The sequence below is a fragment of the Limibacillus halophilus genome, from assembly GCF_014191775.1.
GTDB lineage: Bacteria > Pseudomonadota > Alphaproteobacteria > Kiloniellales > CECT-8803 > Limibacillus > Limibacillus halophilus.
Window position 1 is genome coordinate 105,234 of record NZ_JACHXA010000006.1, and the last position, 21,051, is coordinate 126,284.

Consider the following 21,051-nt stretch of genomic DNA (forward strand, 5'->3'; position numbering starts at 1 on the left):
ACGTCGGTAAAGCGCGTGGGGACGGGCTTTTAGGGGTACGCGGTCGGAAACATGGTGGAAACGCAGATCATACGAGCCTTGCACGCGCGGCTGACCGCCGTTGCAGGCTTTTACCACCTGCCCATCGAGGCGCTTGAAGAGATGGATGCCAAAGGCTTGGCGCACGATCACCTGCGGGTAAAGGGTACAGGCTGGTTGCTGCGTGTCCCCAAACAAAGCCAGTTCGGGTTTTCCGCAAGCGAAAACCTAACCTATCAAGCCGCTTGCTTCGGGCGGGTCGGGGCCAGCGGTCAGGCGCCGCGCCTGAGAAGTGTTTTCGAGCCGGGCCCCGATCTGCCCATGGGGGCGCTCCTGGTTGAGGAAATCAATGGCATGGCGCCCATTCTGCCGCGCGATCTTCCTCTCCTGGCCGAAGCCATGGCGCGGGTTCATGCCCTGCCCCTGCCGCCACCTGCGGAACGGCCGCCGCTGGAGGATCACAGCGACCCGGTCGCCGGGATCCTCAAGGAGATCGAATCCCAGGCGCGCTATTTAAAGCCTGCCGGATTGGACCCGCGTGCCGAAGCCGCCATCGAAGGTGAACTTGATTGGGCCCGCTCCTTTGCCGCTGCGGTTCGACGCCGAACATCGCCGCAGCCGGTGACATTGGTTCTGACGGACACGCATCCCGGCAACTTCCTGATCACCAGCAGCAAAGCAGTCATCGTCGATCTTGAGAAGGCCCTTTACGGTGCGCCCGGTATCGACCTTGCCCATGCAACGGTCTATTCCTCGACTACTTGGGACAGCGCCACCTATGCTGTTTTGACGTTGGCGGAGATCGCCGGTTTCTATCGAGCTTATCTGACTCAGGTCGCCGCGCTTAAAAGTATGGATTTCGCCGTGCAGCTGGAGCCCTGGCTGATTCCGATGCGGCGCCTTTTGCTGCTGCGTGCGCTGACATGGTGCGCACTCTGGCGCGTCGAGCATAAGAAGGCCGCAACCAGCGACAAGACCTCCGCAGCCGAGACACGCGATTGGTCTGCCGATAACACCGATGCCACAGTGATCGACCATGTCCGTGACCGGGTCGATCATTACCTGAGCGGCGACACGGTCACCATGATGCAGTCCGAATGGTTGGAATCGCCGACGCTCGAAGGCCTTATCGATCTCTGATTTCATCTTAAAGTTCTTGTTTTGTTCTGTTTCTCTGCTACCCTCTCGATAAGCAGAAAGGATAGCGGCGATGACGAGGCAGGGTGTCCATAAAGGCAGAGGCGCGTTGTCCAACAGCGATGGTCGTTATGAGCGGTTCCAGCATGAAGCCGTCGACGATGGGTGGGGTTCTTTGGAAGCGGAAAGCGAGCATGAAAAACCGCAAACTCAAATCCAACCGGATCGCAGTCGCAGCATCCTGGCACACAACGATTCACCAGATGTGCCCTTTGATCGCTCGATCAATCCCTATCGCGGTTGCGAGCATGGTTGCGTCTACTGCTTCGCACGGCCGACGCATGCCTTTCTAGGGCTTTCTCCGGGTCTCGATTTCGAAACCAAACTCTTCGCCAAGTATGACGCCGCATCCTTGCTACGCCGGGAGATCAGCCGTCCTGGATACCAACCCTCGCCGATAGCTCTGGGTGCCAACACCGACCCCTATCAACCGTTGGAAAAGAAGCTGAGGCTCACGCGGCAGATTTTGGAGGTTTTGGCCGAAGCGAAGCACCCGGCCACCATCGTCACGAAATCCGCGCTGGTGCTGCGTGATCTGGATATTCTGACGGCAATGGCAAAGCAGCGCTTGGTGCGGGTTTGCGTCTCGCTCACCAGCCTTGACCCGCGGCTTTCCAGAATCATGGAGCCGCGTGCCGCCAGCCCGCAAAGGCGGTTGGACACGGTTGCGGCTCTCAGCCGGAGCGGGGTTCCGGTAACCGTTCTGACTGCCCCATTGATCCCGGCGATCAACGATCATGAACTGGAGGCACTCCTTGAGGCAGCGGCAGAAGCCGGCGCGGGGCACGCGGGTTATGTTCTTTTGCGCCTGCCATTGGAGATCAAGGATCTCTTCGAAGAGTGGCTGGAAACACATTTCCCGGATCGAAAGAACAGGGTACTGGCACGCCTCAAAGCGATGCGCGGCGGTAAGCTGTACGATGCGCGCTTTGGCCGCAGGATGTCGGGCGAAGGACCCGAAGCACAACTGTTATCGCGGCGCTTCAAACTGGCCTGCAGGCGGCTGGGCTTGGAGCCTAACCGTGAAACCTGGTCTTTGGATGTGAGTCTTTTTCGCAGACCCATGGAAGACAAAGGTCAAATGAGCCTGCTATAAGGCTCTCACGAAATGTGAACGGCCTTGAACCGGAAACGCTGGACAGTAAGCTGCGCCGCGCCCACCTTTTCTCGCAGGCAAGTCAGGTTCGAAGTCAGGAGATTGTATGCCATGACCCAGCGAAAATTCAGCCAGGACGAATTGCGTCAGAGACTCTCGCTAGAGGCTTATCACGTGACCCAGGAGGAAGGCACCGAGCGGGCCTTCACGGGTAAACTTTGGGACAACAAAAAGGCTGGCACCTACCACTGCGTGGTCTGCGGCGAAGCGCTCTTTGCCGGTGATCATAAGTTCGATTCGAGAACGGGATGGCCCTCGTTCTGGCAACCGGTAAGCGAAGCGGCGGTAGAGACCAAGACCGACCGGAAACTGTGGATGAAGCGGACGGAGGTGCATTGCGCCACTTGCGGCGCGCACCAGGGGCATGTCTTCGAAGACGGCCCGCAACCGACCGGCTTGCGATACTGCATAAATTCAGCCTCACTCACCTTCAAGGCTAAAGAAGGCGAAGGCGAGGCTTCTTAGGCAAGATGGAGAAAGAGACGGCATGAGCCCCAGGGTGCATGACAAAGATTATCCTAAAGCGGCTTTGGTTACCGGCGGCGGTAAACGCATAGGGCGCGCCCTGGCGCTCAGGCTGGCCGAAGAAGGGTATGCCGTCGCGGTGCATCACAATCGTTCCTCGAGCGAGGCGCTTGCCGTTGTGCGCCAGATACGCGAGAGCGGCGGGAAAGCGGTCGCGCTGAAGGCAAACCTGGCAGACGAATCGCAGGTCGCCGAGCTGCTGCCGGAGGCGCAGCGAGCCCTGGGTCCACTCGGTGTCTTGGTCAACAACGCCTCCACCTTCGAATGGGATACTGTTGCAAGCGCTGACCGGAAGACGTGGGACATGGCCATGGAGCCCAACCTGCGGGCGCCTTTCGTCCTCGGCCAAGCCTTCGCAAGAGCTTTGCCGGATTCCGCCTGTGGCGTCATCGTCAACATGCTGGATCAGCGGGTTTGGAACCTGACACCCTATTTCATGAGTTACACAGTCTCCAAGGCGGCGCTTTGGACGCTCACACAGACCATGGCGCTGGCGCTGGCTCCGCGCATCAGGGTGAACGGCATAGGCCCCGGCCCGGCGCTTCCCAGCCCGCGCCAGAGCGACGAAGAGTTTCGTCGCATGGCGCGGTCCATGCCCCTGGGCCAGGGCACCAGCCCCGAAGAGATCGCTAGCGCACTGTCATTCATCCTTGCGGCGCGTTCCATGACCGGGCAGATGATAGCGCTGGACGGCGGCCAACATCTCGCCTGGAGCCTACCAAAAGACACCCGCCCCCCACAGGAATGAATGAGCACGAGGTATCATGACTTTGGATATTCCCGACCCCAAAGCGCTCGGATGCGTTGTCAGCGGGCAGAAAATACGGGTGCACAATATGGTTGTGGAAAGCCATATCGGATATCCCGATTGGGAGCGTGAGGAACGACAACGCCTCAGGCTGGACCTGGAAATGACGACGCGGGTGATCCGACCCCTTGACGACACAATCCATCACGTCGTGGATTACGGCCCCATCCTGGATCGCATCCGCGAAATCTGTGCAAACAGCCGTGCCCGTCTGTTGGAAGTTTTGGCCGACCGGATCGCCGCGACCTGTCTTGAAGCTGAGTTTGTCGAATCCGTCACTGTATCGATTGGCAAGCTGGAACTTTGCAACGATGCGGAATCTGTGGGTATCGAAGTTACTTGGCAAAGAAACACTTAAAGATTCGGATATTCGGCAAGCAATTTTGGACCCCACTTTGAGGCTTTCACCTCTCGGTTAATTTCAAGCAAGGTCGTTAAGTCTTTGGAATCAATGACGCTGGCCCATCGCATCAAAGGCGAAAGTTTTACACAGTCAATTTGAGGGTTTCTTGTAGCACAGTGAGTCAATGTAAAAAAGACGATCGTGACATTTTAATTGCAGTTGACAGGCCGTACTTATAATAAAATCAATTGGTTATAAACTTTGCCCAAAAATTAGGCAAAGCATAGAAAGGCTAGGAGGGCCTAGGAGGGGACCACCTCCCCGAGAAGTTAATCACAGCTTTGTCCACAGGAATGGTGGATGACTGCGGGAACGGTTTTCCGAAGGATCAACAACCCTTAGAATTTATTTGCAAATCCGCAATAAACCCCGAAGGCATCATGGCCCAACGAAAAGGAACCAGACGACCGAAGGACCTGAGCCAAGGCGGCAAGCGGGCACCTATGATGCTGGCCGAAGAGGCTGAGGCTTACCGGGCCGAAGCAAAGCCGGAAGCGGAATCCAAAAACAGTCCACGCGGCATTTCCCGCGGTGTCGAAGCCATTGCCGCAACAGTGCGAACTCTGCCCCATCAACCGGGCGTCTACCGGATGCTCGACAGGCGTGGCGATGCGCTCTACGTGGGAAAAGCCCGCGACCTCAAGAAGCGTGTCGCAACCTATACACAGATACAAAAATTGCCACGCCGCCTACAACGTATGGTCGCGTCAACGCAATCCATGGAGGTTGTCACAACCGCCAGCGAAGTCGAGGCCCTGCTGCTGGAAAGCAATCTGATAAAGCGATTGATGCCGCGCTACAACGTACTGCTGCGCGACGATAAATCCTTCCCTTACATCCTGATTACCGGGGATCACGCCTTCGCACAGATCACCAAGCATCGCGGCGCGCACAATCGGCCGGGCAAGTACTTCGGCCCCTTTGCCTCGGCCGGCGCGGTCAACCGCACGGTGACGGCTTTGGAGAAGGCCTTCCTGCTTCGGTCTTGTTCCGACCACGTGTTTTCCAGCCGTACACGCCCCTGCTTGCTGTTTCAGATCAAGCGGTGCTCAGCGCCCTGCGTCGAGCGCATCAGTCAGGAAAATTACGCCGCGTTGGTGGATCAGGCACAGGCCTTCCTCTCGGGGGCCAGCAACCAGATTCAGCGCGAACTGGCGAGCCGGATGGAGGCCGCCTCCGATGCTCTCGATTTTGAAACGGCGGCCATTTACCGCGACCGCGTGCGGGCGCTGAGCCACATTCAGTCGCACCAGGAAATCAATATCGAAGGGTTGGAGGATGCCGATATCCTGGCCTTGGCCGAGGAGGGCGGGCAGACCTGCATTCAAGTTTTCTTTTTCCGCGGCGGGCGGAATTACGGCAACCGGGCCTATTTCCCAAGCCATGACAAAAGCGAAACCGCCGAGGCGGTCTTGGGTGCCTTTATCGCCCAGTTCTATGATAACAAGCCTCCGCCGCCAGATGTTGTGATGAGCCATCAAGTGCCGCAAGCAAGCCTGTTGGCTGAAGCGCTGAGCTTGAAGGCCGGTCGCAGGGTGCGCCTTGCCAGACCTCTTCGTGGCACCCGCCGCAAGGTGATGGAGCAAGCACTGAACAATGCGCGAGAGGCATTGGCGCGGCGGTTGGCGGAAAGTTCCGCGCAACGCAAGCTGCTGGCCGAGCTTGGCGATCTCATGGGATTGGACGGCACACCGGAACGGGTCGAGGTCTACGACAACTCTCATCTGCAAGGTACGTCCCCCTACGGCGCAATGATTGTCGCCGGGCCGGAAGGATTCCAGAAGAACGCCTATCGAAAATTCGGCATCCGCAGCCCGCAAACGGAAACCGGTGGTGACGACTACGGAATGATGCGCGAGGTCATGCAGCGGCGATTCAGCCGGGCCCAGAAGGAAGACCCCGACCGCGACAAGGGTCAATGGCCCGATCTTGTCCTGCTCGATGGTGGTAGGGGCCAGCTATCGGTCGCCCTGGAGGTATTGGCGGAGCTTGGAATTGACCAGCAACCCATCGCCGCCATCGCCAAGGGTCCCGACCGCGATGCCGGTCGTGAACGAATTTTTCTGCCGGGCCGTGAACCGATCCTGTTGGCGCAGCGTGACCCCGTACTCTATTTCATTCAGCGTCTGCGCGACGAAGCCCACCGCTTTGCCATCGGCTCGCACCGTCTGGGCCGCGCCAAAAAGCTCACGGCATCACCACTGGACGAAATTTCAGGGATCGGCGCGCGGCGCAAAAAAGCTTTGCTGCTCCACTTTGGTTCCGCCAGAGCCGTCAGTCGCGCCGGTCTTGCCGATTTGACGGCTGTTGAGGGCATCAGCGAAACCGTGGCACAAAAAATCTACGATCACTTTCATCCGCAGCCATGATGAGTGCCTGGCCTCCGGCCCGGATGGGTCAGCGCCGACCGAAGAGCTTCTCGATGTCGGCGAGCTTCAGTTCGACATAAGTCGGGCGCCCATGGTTGCATTGCCCCGAGTGAGGCGTCGCCTCCATTTGCCGCAACAACGCATTCATCTCCTCCGCCGCGAGGCGGCGTCCGGCACGGACGGAGCCATGACAGGCCATCGTACCGCAGACCTCACCCAAACGTTCGGTCAAGGCGAGCGCCTGATCCATTTCGGATAACTCATCGGCGAGATCACGTACCAGACCCTGCACATCTAGTTTGCCGAGCAGCGCCGGCACCTCGCGCACCACCACCGCACCAGAACCGAAGGCCTCCAGCACCAACCCCAGCGCCGCCAATTCTTCGGCTCGATCAGCTAGGCGGCGAGCATCTTCCTGTTCAAGTTCCACAACTTCGGGGATCAGGAGTATCTGTCGGGCGACGCCTGCACCCGCCATCTGCTCTTTCATGCGTTCATAGACCAGGCGCTCATGCGCGGCATGCTGGTCGACGATGACGATGCCATCTGCGGTCTGAGCGACGATGTAGGTCTCGTGTAGCTGTGCGCGAGCGGCGCCCAACGGGAAGTCGGTTGCCGGGCCGCTAGGCTCCTCCGGCGCGCCGTCAATACTCCGGGCACTGCCGTCGGGCGCAAGCGGCTCGCCTGCCAAGCCGGACAACGGCGCCTGATAGTCAAAGCCGCGATCCGAAAGACCGCGGGGCAAGGCACTCCCCCGGTAGCTGCCCGCGTAGTTTCCAGGTTGCTCCCGACGGAATGCGCCCAACGCACCTTCCGCCACCGTCGTGCTGGCCCTATGCCTGGCTTCGGCGAGCGCATGGCGGCAGGCGCTGACGATCAAGCCGCGCACCACGCCTTGATCGCGAAATCGGACCTCGGCTTTCATGGGGTGAACGTTGACGTCCACCTCATCGGGCGGAATATCGAGAAAGAGCGCCAGAAGCGGATGGCGGTCATGCGCCAAGAAATCACGATAGGCGCCACGAACAGCGCCGTAGAGCAGCTTATCGCGAACCGGTCGCCCATTGACGAAGAGGTACTGCAATTGACTCGTCGATCGGTTGAGCGTCGGCAGACCGATAAACCCCGACAGGCGAATGCCCTCGCGTTCAGCTTCGATAGGCAGGGCATTCTCGCCAAACTCCCGCCCCATGATGGCGCTCAGGCGCTTGAGGCGTTGGTCGAAAAAGTCTCCCTGTCCGGCGGGCAGGCGGAGATGATCCCGGCCATCCTCTTCCAGCGAGAAGGCAACCGAGGGGTTGGCCATCGCCAAACGCTTGACGATGTCGAGTGTGTAACCGGTCTCGGTTCGGCTTTGCTTGAGGAATTTGAGCCGCGCCGGGGTCGCAAAGAAAAGGTCACGAATTTCAACCCTCGTGCCGCGATCCAACGCCGCCGGCTTCGGCTTTTGTTGCTTGCCACCTTCCACCACCAGGGCCCAGGCTTCGTCGGCACCGCTCTGGCGGCTGGTCAGTGTCACCCGTGCCACGGCGGCGATTGACGGCAAGGCCTCCCCCCGGAATCCCAAATGACGGATATGCACCAGGTCGTCATCGGGTAATTTGGAGGTGGCATGCCGTTCCACGGCCAATTCCAACTCTTCGCGTGTCATGCCGCAACCATCATCGGTGACGGCGATTAACGCCTTGCCGCCATCGCGCAGGCTGACATCAACCCGTCGAGCGCCAGCGTCCAGAGCGTTTTCGATCAGCTCTTTAACTGCCGATGCCGGACGCTCGACCACTTCGCCGGCGGCGATTTGGTTGACCAGGGTTTCCGGCAGTCTGCGGATTGGCATAGCGAACTCTCCCAGTGCCGCGGCACGTACCACGGCCTCCTAGACCCCAACTGGCTCCTACCCCCGGAGGCCGCGTCCGTTGGCGGCTCTCAGACCTCCTTCAGGTAATCGCGTGCCAGACGTTTTCCGGTCTCGACCGCAGGCTGGCCGAAGGGATCGACACCGAACAAGTCCGCAGCCAGGATGGTTTCCAGCATGAAATGCATGAAAAGCGATCCTAACTCATGCTCGTCGAGTCGCTGCAGTGTCAGTCGGCGAACCGGCCGACCGGCCATAAGCAGACTGTCCGCCGTGGCTTGCGCCGACGCCCTCAAAAGATCCCCCATCTTGTGACCGCGCAGGTATCGCAAGTCAGGGTCGTGCGTCAAATCTTCGGCAAAGCGTGCACCGCCCCCATTTTCCTCCAACTCGATGAAGGTGAAGAGCTTGTCATCAGGCCCATCGAGATAGAGTTGCAACTGACTGTGCTGGTCTACCGTGCCCAGCGCGTTGATCGGTGTCGTACCCTGCTTTTCCTTGCCCAGACTTTCCGCCCAAATCTGTCGGTACCAGTAACCGAAGGGCTGTAAACGGTCGCTGTAGGGCATCATGATCGACTGGCTGATACCCCGCGTTTGGCAAAGGCCAACAGAGATCGCGGCGCCTACCGCGGGCAAGTTTTCGTCGCTCTCACCCGATACCAGACAGCGGTTCAACGCCTCAGCGGCACCTGCGCGAAGGGCCGCACAGTCCAGCCCGGCCAGACGCGCCGGTAGCAACCCGACATTGGTCAAAACCGCAAACCGTCCGCCGATATCGGTCACATGATCGGTTCTCGGTAAGGAAAAGCGCGCTGCCAAACGACTGAGCGCGGAATCGCGCTGCTCGGTCAGAACAAGAAAGTGCGCGGGCAAGGCAGCTTCATCCAAGGCGCTGCGAAAAAAATCCAAAACCAGCGCGGCTTGCGCCAAAGTCTCGGCGGTGCCGCCGGATTTGGAGATAACGATGACGCCGGCGCGCGCCGGGTCGCAGTCCGCCAGACGATCCGAGACGCTGACCGGATCGACGTTCTCCAAAAAGATAAGCCGCGGTTTGGATGAAAACCCCGCCAACCGGGTGATTGTCCTGGCGCCGAGCGAAGAACCGCCGGTTCCCAGAATAAAAATCTGATCGAAGGACTCCCGGAACCGGGTCGCCAAAGCCTCTATCTCGTCCAGATCCGATCGCCACTCCGGCACCTGCAGCAACGCCATCTGGCCACTTGTCCGCTGCCTGGCAAGGCCTTCGCAGGCCCGCACGGCGCGGCGCAGCATGCCGCGATAGGTTGCCTCCGCCAGTCCTTGTTCGCCGATAACGCTGGCCAAGCAACCGTTGCTGTCAATCCTGTAGCTCATATCTGTTCACTGCCCCCCATTTTTTCATAGAAGAACCGCGCCGGTTCCACAATGCAAGGGAAGAAAGCGAACAGGAAGACATTGAGCCCCCGACCCTATCGCCCGGGCCCTACCCCTGGGTTTTTCCTTCGGTGTCGGCGGGCTGCCCAGCCGGCGGCTCCTCTGGCGCCGCGCGGGTTGGCACGACGTTCTGCGGCTGTCCGACAACGACTACCGTCAAGTTCTTCACATCAAACAGCTTACGGGCGACGCGGCGGGCATCCTCCAGCGTGACCGCGTCGATATAGTCGTTTCGGCGCTCCAGGTAATCGATCCCAAGATTTTCGATCTGCATGCCCAACAACATGCCTGCGATCCGCCCGCTGTTGGAGAACCTAAGTGGGAATGAGCCGGTCAGATAGGTCTTGGCCGCTTCCAATTCCTCTGCCGTCGGCCCTTCTTCGGCCAAGCGTTCCCACTCCGCACGGATCAAATTCAAGGAATCGCCCACTCGTTCACCCGCGGTTGCGACGCCGCCATAAACCAACGCCGTATGGTCGAGCGGCAGCAGATAAGAGTATACCGAATAGGCAAGTCCACGCTTCTCCCGCACCTCGGCAAACAGGCGGGAGGTGAAACCGCCGCCGCCAAGGATGTGGTTGACCACGTAGGCGACGTAGTAATCCGGGTCGTCACGCTTTAGACCCGGTTGGGCAAAGGCAACGATGGATTGCGGAATCGGCGCGTCGATCACGACCGTTTCACCCAGGTTGGCCGGCGCGACATCGGCAACCAGGGTCGTATCGCCGGCCGCTGGCAGCGCGCCAAACGCTTCGTCCAGCAGGCTCGCAAGCTCGCTCGCCGTGATATCGCCTACGACACCAATTTTCAGGCGTTTCAGGTTCAAACGTTCGGCCACGAAGGCCCGCAGGTCCTCACTATCAATCGCTGCAATGCTGTCCACCGTTCCCGAGGTTTCGCGCCCATAGGCATGATCCGGATAGAGCAGTTGCCAGAGCGTCCTTCCCGCCAGCGCGTCGGGGTCTTTTTCGCGCCGCGCTATACCGGTCAGTATCTGCGCCTTGATGCGCTCCAGCGGTTCGGCGTCGAAACGGGGCTCGGTGAGCGAAAGCCGCAAAAGTTCCACAGCCTTTTCCCGATTACGCGTCAAAGTCCGCAAGCTGCCGGAGAAGGTATCCTTGGTCGCACTGTAAGAAAGGCTGATCGAATTGTTTTCCAAGGCCGTTCTGAAGGCCGTTGAGTCATAAGAACCCGCCCCCTCGTCCAACAGGCCGGAAACCATGTTGGCAAGCCCTTCCTTGCCGACCGGGTCTAAAGCCGCGCCGCCGGAAAACGCGAACTCGATCGCAAGAATCGGATTGCCGTGATCTTCGATCAACCAGGCTTCAATTCCGCCTGGGCTGAGGACTTTCTGTACCTCCGCGGCGCGCACCGAAGCCGCGAGCGAGAGGATTGTCAGGAGGGCGAGCCCAGCAACAGCCGAGAGCCGCAAAAATCTGAGATGCAGCATGTTACGCTTTCCTCTCTTAGCTCGTAGGCTTTGGCAATAGCAGGCGCGTGACCGAGCTATTGTCCTTTAGAATGGCGCGGGCCGCCGCTTCCACCTGCTCGGGGGTCACCGCCTCGATACGTTCCGGCCAAGATTCAATATCATCCAGAGTCTGGCCGGTTACCAACGCTTGTCCGATAGCACGGGGCGCCGTGGAAAGATCGTCACGCGCGAAAATCGCTGCGGCGGTAAGACGTTGCTTGGCATCGCTCACCTCCTGCGGCGTGACACCCCCTTCCAAAAGCGTGGCAATCTCGGCTCGCAGCGCTTCTTCTGCTATCTCCACGTCCACACCGGGCCTAGGCGAGATGTAGAGGCCGAAAGATGACAGATCATAGTCGCTGGCGTCGTACCAGCTTCCGGCGCCTGCCGCCAACCCCTGGTCAACCACCAGGCGTTGGTATAGTCGGGAAGAACTAGCGCCACCAAGCAATTCGGAAAGAATTTCCAACGCGTAGGGATCAGCCTGCGCGAATTCATCAGTGCTCCGATTGTAGCTTGGCGCGAGATACTCGATCGAGAGAGAGGGCTGGCGCACCTGCTCGCTTTCCAGGGAAACACGGCGCGGGGCCGTCTGTGGTGGTTCGCTTGGACGCACGCGGTCTGGAACATCGCGGCGGGGCACAAGTCCGTATGTCGACTCGGCAAGCGGCTTCACCTCTTGTGCCGTGACATCGCCGGAGATCACCAACACGGCATTGTTAGGGGCATACCATTGCCGATAGAAATCGATAGCATCCTGGGTCGTCAGCGCAGAAACCTCCTGCGGCCAACCGATAATCGGCGTTCCGTAAGGGTGATGCAAAAACAGTGATGCACGAGCCATTTCCGAAAGCCGCCCACCCGGCTCATTGTCGGTCCTGCTGCGGCGCTCCTCCAGGACCACGTCCCGTTCCGGCAAAACAATGGCATCGACCAGTTTCAGATTGGCCATGCGATCCGCCTCGTGGCGCATCATGATCTCAAGACGGTCCTTTGCAACGGTCTGATAGTACCCGGTGTAGTCCCAGGAGGTGAAGGCGTTCTCGCTGCCGCCATTGGCGGCGACGATCCTGCTGAACTCGCCCGGTGCAAGCTTATCGGTTCCCTTGAACATGAGGTGTTCGAGAAAGTGGGCGACACCCGATTTTCCGACGGGTTCGTCCGCGGCGCCGACCTTGTACCAAAGCATATGCGTGACGATGGGTGCGCGCGCATTGTTCACAACAACAACCTGCAGACCATTGTCCAACGTGAAGGATTCGGGATCGAAGATGCGCGCAAAAGCCGGAACCGAGAGCGCCAGCAAAACCGGCAGAAACAGTAATGGTAAGGTGAATCGGCGCATGCTCTGCATTCCCATCTTGTTTCATCTACCCACACTTGCGACAGCCGCCACGAGGAGCAGCCTGCTCAGTAGATAGCGCGAAAGGAAGCTTACGCAACTGCAGGATCGCGGATTTGGCAGGCGCGCACGATAGTTTGATGGCGCACTTTATCCGGTCTCAAGCTACCCAAGAAAGAAACTAGAACAGGCTGCCGCCGTCCAGCAAACCTTCAAAGATCGCTTTTTCCTTGCGCTGTATGCTCGGTGTGTCACCGGTTGTGACGGCTTGTCCCAATGCTTCGTTCTCGCGCAAGCGCTGCGATTCAGCAGTGGCGTCGATCACGGTGCCCGGCTCTTCCTGCTTGCGCCAGAAAATCAAGCTGTTGATAAAGCTGTCCTGCTCTTCGGCTAGAGCAGCCGCCTCGCGATTGACCTCCTGGCGAATCGCTGGGTTGGCATTGAGAGCGCCCGCTTGACGCAGCAACGCTACTTCGCCTTCGCTGCGTCCGTCGCTGACAGTCACCTGCTGGTCGAGCGGAACCACCTGCCCTTCACGCCTGAACACCGCATTGCGCGCTTGGTCTGTCGCAGAACCTTCCTGCGGACGCACAGCACCGGGCGCCGGCGGACGCAAAGCAAAATCAGGCGGCAGCGATAGCGGTGCGCGGGCAACCACGCGGAATTCATCAGGCGGCCGCTTGCGCTCCAACCCGAACTGTTCGCGTACGCCGCCGCAACCAACCAGCAGCACCGCCATCAGGCAGAGAATCGCCCCATTCATCTTGCCTCGTGCGGTCATATTCTGTCCCTTCGTGGAAACGTCCCTCATTGGCCCTTCGTTTTACTCTTTGTCGCGCCGCCAAACAAGCCATCCAAAAGGACAAGTGCGACACCCAGGAAAAGCGCGCTGTCCGCGACGTTGAACGCTGGCCAGTGATAACCGGCGGCATGTAAATCAAGAAAATCCACCACGGCGCCGATCCGCACCCGGTCCAGCGCATTACCCAGCGCACCCCCCACGATCAGACCGAAGGCAGCGGCAACTCTTGGGCCTGCACTGCGAAAAGCCCAAACCGTCAACCAAAGAGAAATGGCCACGGCTAACCCTGCCAGCAGATAAGGTTGCCATGCCAAGCCGAGTCCGCCGAGCATCCCAAAGCTGACCCCCCGGTTGAAAACCAGAACCAGGTTAAAAAACCCAGTAACCTGCACCTGCCATCCGATCCCCTCGGCCAGATCCAGAATCGCCAGCTTGCTTCCCTGGTCCAACAGAAAGGCGATCAGCGCCATCGATAGGAAGAGAAAGCGAGGACCGCGCACCATCTCGGTCAGGCCACCCCGCCCAAGGCGCCGACGGCATCGGCGCAGCGACGGCAAGTCCGTGGTACTTCTTCGATCTCACCGACCTCGGGAAGGACCTTCCAGCAGCGCTCACATTTCTGCCCCTCGGCGGTTATCGGCACCACAGCGACGCCTGCGATATCCTCCAATCTGAAGGCTTCATCGGGCCCATTTCCTGCTTCAACACGAATCTGGGAGGTGATGCAGATAGCCGCCAGATCGACACTCCCGACGACGTCGCGAAGACCGGCATCTTCGATATGAACCAGAGGGCAGGCTTGGAGAGATGAGCCGATACGCTTCTCGGCCCGCTCCAACTCCAACGCGCCGGTCACAACACGGCGAACGCGTCGGACCTTCTCCCATTTGTCGGCAAGCGCATCGTTGCGCCAGTCCGCCGGGATCGTCGGATGGACCCTCAGGTGAACACTTTCCGGCGCCTTGCCGCGCGCCAGCCAGGCCTCCTCAGTGGTGAAGCAGAGAATGGGCGCCAGCCAAGAGGTCAGGCAGTCGAAGAGAATATCGAGCACCGTTCGGCAGGCACGCCGGGTGAGATCGTCCGGGCGATCACAATAGAGCGCGTCCTTGCGAACGTCGAAATAAAAGGCGGAAAGATCGACGGCGCAGAAGTCGTGCAGCGCGCGATAAAGCGCATGGAACTCAAAGGAATTCGCCGCATCGCGCACTTGCTTGTCCAATTCCTGGACCCGGTGCAAAACCCAACGCTCCAGTTCCGGCATCGCTGCGACCTCGACACGCTCTTTCTCCTCAAAGTCAGAAAGCGCGCCTAGCAGATAGCGCAGCGTATTGCGCAAACGCCGGTAGGCGTCGGCCTGATGCTTGATGATGTGCTCGCCGATTCTCAGATCCTCCGAGTAGTCCGATCCGACCACCCAAAGGCGCAGGATGTCGGCGCCATATTTCTGCATGATGTCTTCAGGCGCCACCACGTTGCCCAGCGACTTGGACATCTTGCGAGCCTTTTCGTCCAGAACGAAACCGTGCGTTAGCACAGCGTCATAGGGCGCGCGGCCGCGCGTGCCGGAGGACTCCAGCAATGACGAATGGAACCAACCGCGGTGCTGATCCGATCCTTCCAAATACAGGTCGGCCGGCCACTTCAACTCTGGACGCGCCTCAAGAACGAAAGCGTGAGTCGAGCCGGAATCGAACCAAACTTCAACCACGTCGCTGATCTGCTCATACTCTGCGGGATCATAGTCGTTCCCGAGGAAACGGCTCGCGGGCGACGAGAACCAGGCGTCGCCGCCCTCCTCCTCGAAAACTGCCGCGATGCGATCTACGACGGCTTGGTCCCTCAGGGGTTCGCCGGTCTGCTTGTTGACGAAAATCGGCAGCGGCACACCCCAAAGGCGCTGACGGGAAATGCACCAATCCGGCCGTTGGGAAATCATTGATCGCAGTCGCGCCTGTCCCCCTGCAGGCACAAAGCGCGTGTCATCGATGGCCTTGAGCGCCTTTTCCCGCAAACCGTTCGTTTCCATGGATATGAACCATTGCGGTGTGTTGCGGAAAATGAGCGGCGCCTTGGAACGCCAGGAATGCGGGTAGCTATGGCGCACACTGCCTTTGTTCAGCAGTTTTCCTGCCGCCGCCAAAGCCCGAATCACGGCGACATTGGCATCACCTTCCTTGCCGTCGCTGGTGTAAACCACCGTACCGGCAAAGAGGGGAACGTGCGGCAGAAAGCGACCCTCGCCGTCGATGTTGTTGGTGATTTCCAACCCCTTGCGGCGACCTAGGTCCCAGTCATCGGCGCCATGTGAAGGCGCCACATGGACGAAGCCGGTGCCCTGGTCCATGGTCACGAAATCAGCCTCGTAAAGCGGCACCTCGTAGTCATAACCCTGGCCGCGCAGCGGATGAGCGGCAACGCTGCCGGCAAGCGCGGACCCAGGGAACTCCGCTTCGACTTCATAACTTTCCAACTTGGCGTCGGACGCAACCTGTTCAATCAGTGCCTTGGCGATCACGATGCGCTCGCCTGGTTCGGCCTTGCTGTTCTCCAGCACCGACCCGACCTTCAGCACCACATAAGTTTCCTCCTCGGCGAAAGCCACGGCGCGGTTCGAGGGGATGGTCCAGGGCGTGGTCGTCCAGATAACGATGCTGGCTCCCTCCAATTCACGACGGCTCGCCGTGACAACCGGGAAACGCACCCAGATGGTATGCGACTTATGCTCGGCGTACTCGACCTCGGCATCCGCCAGCGCCGTCTTCTCCACAACCGACCAAAGCACCGGCCTGGCACCGGCGTAAAGCCCGCCGTTCATCAGGAACTTGCCCACCTCGCGAACGATTTGCGCCTCGGCGGAGAACTTCATGGTGGTATAGGGGTTCTCCCAGTCGCCGATAACGCCTAACCGCTTGAACTCGCCGATCTGGATATCGATCCACTTTTCGGCAAAGGCCCGGCATTCGCGTCGGAAAGTAACCTTGTCCACGGCGTCTTTATCCTGGCCACGCTCGCGGTACCCTTCCTCGATCTTCCATTCGATCGGCAGGCCATGACAATCCCAACCCGGCACATAATGCGCGTTCTTACCGAGCATCTGCTGTGCCCGGTTGATGGTGTCCTTAAGAATCTTATTCAGGGCATGGCCCATGTGAAGATGGCCGTTCGCGTAGGGGGGCCCGTCATGCAAAACGAACAATTCGCGGTCTTTCGATTCCTCGCGCAGGCGATCGAACAGACCGAGCTTTTCCCAGTGTTCCAGGATTTCCGGCTCTTTTTGCGGCAGACCCGCGCGCATAGGAAATTCGGTCTTTGGCAAAAAGACGGTGGACTTGTAATCGACGGTCATCACTCAACACCTCGGGAGAGCGCTAGATTCGCATGATGCGAATGCGCCTTAAAGAACTTCGCGCGCGATGTTAGTCATGCGCGGGGCCGGGTCAAGCATCCCCTTGCCCCAATCGCGCTCGGGCCAAGGCCGCATCGCGGTGCATCTGCTCCGTCATAGCCTCCAGGCTGTCGAAATTCTCTTCCGCGCGCAGGAAAGAAATCAATTGAACCCTTAGATGTTTGCCATAGAGGTCACCGGACCAATCAAAGAGATGAACCTCCAGCAGTGTGTCCTTTCCCGCGACGGTCGGACGGCGCCCCAGATTGGCCACCCCATCGATGAAGCGCGTCGCCCCGCCTGCGTCGATACCGGCACGCACGGCGTAAATGCCATGCGCCGGTTCCAGATAATCGTCCAGCCTGACATTAGCGGTTGGAAAGCCCAAGGTGCGGCCAAGCTGCTTGCCTTTTTCGACGCGCCCTTCGATCTCGAAGGGGCGGCCCAATAGACGCGCAGCGAAATCCGGTCGCCCAGCTTGCAGTTCCTGACGAATCAGGCTGGAGGAATAGATCGCCGTCGAACCGTCGCGCACCGGCTCGACCACCGTCACGCCGAAACCCAATTCCGCTCCCTTGGCCCGCAGCAGCGCAGCGTTGCCCTGGCGCTTGTTACCAAAACAGAAGTCCCAACCAATGACCACATGCCCAACCCCCATACCCTCGACCAGGATGTGCTGGATGAAGTCCTCGGCGCTGATGGAGGCAAAAGCCGTGTCAAAATGCGCCACCACCATGTGATCAATACCCAACGCCTCGAGCGTGCGGGTCTTGATGCGGAATGGCGTCAACCGAAAGGGCGGCAGGTCGGGTTGAAAAATGGAACGCGGATGTGGCTCAAATGTCAGGACAAGGCTTGGAACGCCCAGAGCTGCAGCGCGTGTTCTTGCCTCGCCTAGCAATACCTGGTGCCCCAAATGCAAGCCGTCGAAGTTCCCGATCGCCACCACGCCCTTGCGTGCTTCTTGCGGCAAACGTTCGCTATGCCTGTAAATTGCCATCCAGTCCGATCACCAAATCCATTGACTTGCCCGCCACCTCTGGCGCGCCGCACCATAGCCGCTGGCGCCACAGGTGAACAGACCCGACGCGCAAACTTTCTAGGGTGAGACGACGACCGGCTGAGCGAGTATCCACAGCGATGCCATGGTAAAGCCGATCATCATTATTGTGATCGGCGTTTGGCTGCGGATTGCCTTGTCATCATTCGGAAATTGGCGCAGCGCCTCGTAGTGGGCCAGCACGACTGAAATTACATGCCCGGATATGACGGAGGTGATGGCCAGGTACCAGACCGCCTTGGCGTTCATGACGCTAACGTCGATGACATAATCTCGGGTGCCAAAAACGTTCCAACCCAGGCCGAAGGGGTCGGAAATCAGGGGAATTGCGTACTGCCCGGCGAGCGCCAGATAGGAGAAGTAGTGCGCAAGGTGGTAGGCAATGGCGATCGGCAGCAGCGTATGGGCAAAGCCGCGGACCAACTGCATCGTGGTCAAACCGCCCGCCAGACGCGCTGATATCCAGCAGGTCAGGACATAGAAGCCGGTGACAATCAGCGGCGCGGCCAACAAACCCAGCGTCTTGATCGCAGTCAAAGGCTCTATATCGGCCCGGACGGCAACAAGAAGCCAGGGCCTGACCTCCGCGCTTTCGGCAAACCACTGCAATAAGTCCACCCAAAGCGGTGTTTCGGAGAAGCCGTCGAAGGTGACCGTGGCGAGCACGGCCATGACGAACACAACGCCGGAGACCTCTCTTGGGGGGTCGCCGAGCAATCCCTGGGCGGGCAAACGGACGACCGCGAAGGCACCCGGGTCCTCTATGGATCGACCCATGAAGCCAAAACGCCCGAGCAGGTTAAAGAAGCGATGAAACGGATCGACCCGATCCAGCCAAACCTGCCGCCCGTAGAGCGCCATGCCAAGCCAAGTCATGGCGCTGTAGGCTAGTATCAACCACCCCAAGCGACGCGGATCGTCACCGAAATCGCCGATCATCTCCGCCCAGGCAAACCCCAGGAACATTAGCACCGCCGGCCAAACCCCGAGCCAATCCGGCAAAGCGCGCGGCGCCACGAAATCCGCGATACGGCTCCAGGAGAAAAGCGCTGACCAAGGGTTAAGGGCATTCCAAATGTTGCCGACAAAGGCCGTGAACAGGGCAAAGCCAACCCACCAGATGACCCACACGATCAAGGTGGCAAAGTTTCGCGTTGGCGATGGGTCGCCGAAAAAAGCAACCGACAGCGCGAATAGAAAAATGCCGACCCCCAGGATACGGACCGGCAGAACCAACCCCGCCAGCATCTCGCCAAAACCCCAATCCGACACCAGAGGATATTCCAAAGGTTCTGGCGAACTACGCGGCCGCCCGATGACAGTCAGTATCAGGAAGGTGATGGCAACCGCCGTGCCGGCGGCAAAGAGGTAGAAACCAATAGGCAGGGGCAGGTCATAACGGCCCCCAAATGCATGGGCGATTGCGTCCGTCGGACGCAACGACAGGACAAGAGCGGCCGCTATCCAAAGCCAAGTGCGGCGCATCATTTTGGATAGACTTCGTAATAAAAGAGGACGCCCTTGCCATGACCGCCGTCATAGTGATGGATCTCGGCCGGGAAACGTCCGGTGAGATGGCTCGGCAGGTCAATCTGCAGTGGCGTTCCGGCCTGCAGCGCATATTCCAGGTCGTAACCGTGCAGATGAACGATCAACGCTTTATCGCTCACAAGCGATAGTGAGACGGAATCATCCTGATTGACGGTGATGGTATCGCCTCCTTCGCTCAAAGCGCCGCCGACAGCCTGCAGCGCAAAGCTGCGCGTGTCAGCCAGCGCCGTCGCCGCCACAACCAGCAGGGTGGAACTCAACAGAAAGCCTGAAATCAACTTTCGGTTCAAACCTTAACGTCCTTTCGATCGTAAATAGAGTCTGCTGTAACGGGCATTCTAATTGACGAAACCGGGTTGGTGGCAGAAGATTTGTCGAGCTGAGTAATTCAAAAAACTGCATGAGAGGCTCTCAGCCGAGCAGCCCCCGAAGGCTAAGCGGCGATCACATCAAGAACAACACTCGGGGCGTTTCACCTACTAGGGAGAGAGTTCCTATGAAAGTTCTTACGATGACAACAGCGCTTGGCATTGCAGCAATGCTTCTGAGCGGAACATCCACGCAAGCTGAAATTCTCGCCATGATGAACTACGAGAGCAAGACAGCGGACTCGCTGAAAGCGCTAAAGCTATCCGGACCGGGCGAGCGGCGAGAGGGAATAGCGATTATCGATGTCGATCCGGGGTCCGGTTCCTTCGGCAAGATCATCATGGACATTCCCATGCCCGCCGATCAGGTGGTCCATCATATCTTCTACGACAGGACCATGACCAAAGCCTACGTAACCTCACTTGCACAGCCCTCGCTGATGGTGATGGACATGCAGCGCTATCCTTATCGCTTGAAGCCCATCGCGCTGGAGGGTTGTCAGATGGCGGAGGATGTCATTTTTGACGAAACCAACGAGCGGTGGTTCACGACCTGCATGAACTCTGCCAACGTCTTCGTAGGTCGCGTCTCCAACGATGAAGTTTTGGCGGAGATCAAGCTGCCGGGCACCTATCCGCATGGTCTGGCAGTTAACAGCAAATCCAATCGGGTTCTGGTCACCAGCACGATCAGCGGCGACCTGAAGAGCCCTGATGAAGTTGTTTCTGTCGTCGATGCAACGACCTATCAACCGCTGGGATCACACCGGCTTTCGATGAAGCCCGAGGGGTCCGGAGAAGCCCCTGTGGAGATTCTTTTTGTCCCAGGAGCAGAACCTCCAATAGCCTACGTCACCAATATGTTCGGCGGAACGCTCTGGACCATGACCTGGGACGAGGGCTCACAGGACTTCAAGTCGGAGCAGGTCTTCGATTTCGCTTCGCTGGAGGCAGGCGTGCCCCTTGAGATGTACTTCAACGATGCAGGCGACCGGCTCTACGTAACGACTGCCAAGCCAGGGCATCTCCATGTCTTCGATGTCGGAATGGACCCCGGCAAGCCGAGCTTGATCGAAAGCCTTCCCGCCGGAGAGGGTGCTCATCACGTTGCCATCACCAAGGACGAGAAGTACGGCTTTGTGCAGAATGCCCTACTGAACCTCCCGGGCATGAGCGATGGCGCCGTCACGGTCATAGACCTTCAGCAGCATAAGGTCCTGGGGTCGATGGATACCCTGAAGAATGCGGGCTTCAATCCCAACTCGATCGTACTGTTGCCTGAATGGAATCACTTAGCCGGACACTGACCGGGCTCACGCTGGCACC

Annotated in this window: 17 protein-coding genes; 7 read left to right on the plus strand and 10 right to left on the minus strand. The window is 59.1% G+C overall.

The window, feature by feature from the left end; all coding sequences use genetic code 11:
• The first annotated feature begins 51 nt into the window (after positions 1-51).
• The 6 genes from FHR98_RS11515 (at position 52) to uvrC (ending at position 6,476) form a co-directional block, all read left to right on the plus strand.
• Entirely contained in the window at positions 52-1,158 is a 1,107-nt protein-coding gene (locus FHR98_RS11515; protein WP_183416842.1) for an aminoglycoside phosphotransferase family protein, read from the plus strand.
• A 70-nt stretch (positions 1,159-1,228) separates the two neighbouring features.
• Complete coding sequence (locus tag FHR98_RS11520) at positions 1,229-2,311, plus strand: PA0069 family radical SAM protein (protein WP_183416843.1); 1,083 nt, start codon at positions 1,229-1,231, stop codon at positions 2,309-2,311.
• A gap of 111 nt (positions 2,312-2,422) precedes the next feature.
• Positions 2,423-2,836 (plus strand): peptide-methionine (R)-S-oxide reductase MsrB, encoded by a 414-nt coding sequence (msrB, locus tag FHR98_RS11525; RefSeq protein ID WP_183416844.1) that lies wholly within the window; start codon positions 2,423-2,425, stop codon positions 2,834-2,836.
• Positions 2,837-2,858: 22 nt separating this feature from the next.
• Entirely contained in the window at positions 2,859-3,644 is a 786-nt protein-coding gene (locus FHR98_RS11530; protein WP_183416845.1) for an SDR family oxidoreductase, read from the plus strand.
• Between the two features lie 16 nt (positions 3,645-3,660).
• A complete protein-coding gene (locus FHR98_RS11535; RefSeq protein ID WP_183416846.1) occupies positions 3,661-4,062 on the plus strand; it encodes a dihydroneopterin aldolase in 402 nt (133 codons plus the stop codon).
• Positions 4,063-4,550: 488 nt separating this feature from the next.
• A complete protein-coding gene (gene uvrC, locus FHR98_RS11540) occupies positions 4,551-6,476 on the plus strand; it encodes an excinuclease ABC subunit UvrC (RefSeq protein ID WP_437126638.1) in 1,926 nt (641 codons plus the stop codon).
• Between the two features lie 28 nt (positions 6,477-6,504).
• On the opposite strand, the gene mutL is transcribed toward uvrC, so the two are convergent.
• The 10 genes from mutL to FHR98_RS11590 form a co-directional block, all read right to left on the minus strand.
• Positions 6,505-8,313, minus strand: coding sequence for a DNA mismatch repair endonuclease MutL (gene mutL, locus FHR98_RS11545; RefSeq protein WP_183416847.1), 1,809 nt, complete (start codon positions 8,311-8,313; stop codon positions 6,505-6,507).
• An 89-nt stretch (positions 8,314-8,402) separates the two neighbouring features.
• Entirely contained in the window at positions 8,403-9,686 is a 1,284-nt protein-coding gene (locus FHR98_RS11550; RefSeq protein WP_183416848.1) for a phosphoglucose isomerase-related protein, read from the minus strand.
• 109 nt (positions 9,687-9,795) lie between these two features.
• Entirely contained in the window at positions 9,796-11,196 is a 1,401-nt protein-coding gene (locus FHR98_RS11555; protein ID WP_183416849.1) for a M16 family metallopeptidase, read from the minus strand.
• A gap of 16 nt (positions 11,197-11,212) precedes the next feature.
• Entirely contained in the window at positions 11,213-12,562 is a 1,350-nt protein-coding gene (locus FHR98_RS11560) for a M16 family metallopeptidase (protein ID WP_183416850.1), read from the minus strand.
• A 178-nt stretch (positions 12,563-12,740) separates the two neighbouring features.
• Positions 12,741-13,340, minus strand: a complete 600-nt coding sequence (locus FHR98_RS11565) for a DUF3035 domain-containing protein (RefSeq protein WP_221205863.1) — start codon at positions 13,338-13,340, stop codon at positions 12,741-12,743.
• A 26-nt stretch (positions 13,341-13,366) separates the two neighbouring features.
• The gene (gene lspA / locus FHR98_RS11570; protein WP_183416852.1) at positions 13,367-13,864 is read right to left on the minus strand and encodes a signal peptidase II; all 498 of its coding nucleotides are present in this window, start codon (positions 13,862-13,864) and stop codon (positions 13,367-13,369) included.
• Between the two features lie 5 nt (positions 13,865-13,869).
• Positions 13,870-16,707 carry an isoleucine--tRNA ligase gene (ileS, locus tag FHR98_RS11575; protein ID WP_183416853.1) on the minus strand — a complete coding sequence of 946 codons (2,838 nt, stop codon included), beginning with the start codon at positions 16,705-16,707 and terminating at the stop codon, positions 13,870-13,872.
• A 91-nt stretch (positions 16,708-16,798) separates the two neighbouring features.
• A complete protein-coding gene (locus FHR98_RS11580; protein ID WP_183416854.1) occupies positions 16,799-17,746 on the minus strand; it encodes a bifunctional riboflavin kinase/FAD synthetase in 948 nt (315 codons plus the stop codon).
• Positions 17,747-17,845: 99 nt separating this feature from the next.
• A complete protein-coding gene (locus tag FHR98_RS11585) occupies positions 17,846-19,294 on the minus strand; it encodes a hypothetical protein (protein ID WP_183416855.1) in 1,449 nt (482 codons plus the stop codon).
• Complete coding sequence (locus FHR98_RS11590; RefSeq protein ID WP_183416856.1) at positions 19,291-19,647, minus strand: hypothetical protein; 357 nt, start codon at positions 19,645-19,647, stop codon at positions 19,291-19,293. Before FHR98_RS11590 ends, FHR98_RS11585 begins: the two co-directional genes overlap by 4 nt.
• 206 nt (positions 19,648-19,853) lie before the next feature.
• Between FHR98_RS11590 and FHR98_RS11595 the strand changes: the two genes are divergently transcribed.
• On the plus strand, positions 19,854-21,032 hold the full coding sequence (locus tag FHR98_RS11595) for a YncE family protein (RefSeq protein WP_183416857.1): 1,179 nt from the start codon (positions 19,854-19,856) through the stop codon (positions 21,030-21,032).
• The last annotated feature ends 19 nt before the right edge of the window (positions 21,033-21,051 follow it).

Excerpts from the sequence above, each read along its gene's own strand:
- FHR98_RS11515 (WP_183416842.1), top strand. The coding sequence starts at position 52 with ATGGTGGAAACGCAGATCATACGAGCCTTGCACGCGCGGCTGACCGCC.
- FHR98_RS11520 (WP_183416843.1), top strand. The coding sequence starts at position 1,229 with ATGACGAGGCAGGGTGTCCATAAAGGCAGAGGCGCGTTGTCCAACAGC.
- msrB (WP_183416844.1), top strand. The coding sequence starts at position 2,423 with ATGACCCAGCGAAAATTCAGCCAGGACGAATTGCGTCAGAGACTCTCG.
- FHR98_RS11530 (WP_183416845.1), top strand. The coding sequence starts at position 2,859 with ATGAGCCCCAGGGTGCATGACAAAGATTATCCTAAAGCGGCTTTGGTT.
- FHR98_RS11535 (WP_183416846.1), top strand. The coding sequence starts at position 3,661 with ATGACTTTGGATATTCCCGACCCCAAAGCGCTCGGATGCGTTGTCAGC.
- uvrC (WP_437126638.1), top strand. The coding sequence starts at position 4,551 with ATGATGCTGGCCGAAGAGGCTGAGGCTTACCGGGCCGAAGCAAAGCCG.
- mutL (WP_183416847.1), bottom strand. The coding sequence starts at position 8,313 with ATGCCAATCCGCAGACTGCCGGAAACCCTGGTCAACCAAATCGCCGCC.
- FHR98_RS11550 (WP_183416848.1), bottom strand. The coding sequence starts at position 9,686 with ATGAGCTACAGGATTGACAGCAACGGTTGCTTGGCCAGCGTTATCGGC.
- FHR98_RS11555 (WP_183416849.1), bottom strand. The coding sequence starts at position 11,196 with ATGCTGCATCTCAGATTTTTGCGGCTCTCGGCTGTTGCTGGGCTCGCC.
- FHR98_RS11560 (WP_183416850.1), bottom strand. The coding sequence starts at position 12,562 with ATGCGCCGATTCACCTTACCATTACTGTTTCTGCCGGTTTTGCTGGCG.
- FHR98_RS11565 (WP_221205863.1), bottom strand. The coding sequence starts at position 13,340 with ATGACCGCACGAGGCAAGATGAATGGGGCGATTCTCTGCCTGATGGCG.
- lspA (WP_183416852.1), bottom strand. The coding sequence starts at position 13,864 with ATGGTGCGCGGTCCTCGCTTTCTCTTCCTATCGATGGCGCTGATCGCC.
- ileS (WP_183416853.1), bottom strand. The coding sequence starts at position 16,707 with ATGACCGTCGATTACAAGTCCACCGTCTTTTTGCCAAAGACCGAATTT.
- FHR98_RS11580 (WP_183416854.1), bottom strand. The coding sequence starts at position 17,746 with ATGGCAATTTACAGGCATAGCGAACGTTTGCCGCAAGAAGCACGCAAG.
- FHR98_RS11585 (WP_183416855.1), bottom strand. The coding sequence starts at position 19,294 with ATGATGCGCCGCACTTGGCTTTGGATAGCGGCCGCTCTTGTCCTGTCG.
- FHR98_RS11595 (WP_183416857.1), top strand. The coding sequence starts at position 19,854 with ATGAAAGTTCTTACGATGACAACAGCGCTTGGCATTGCAGCAATGCTT.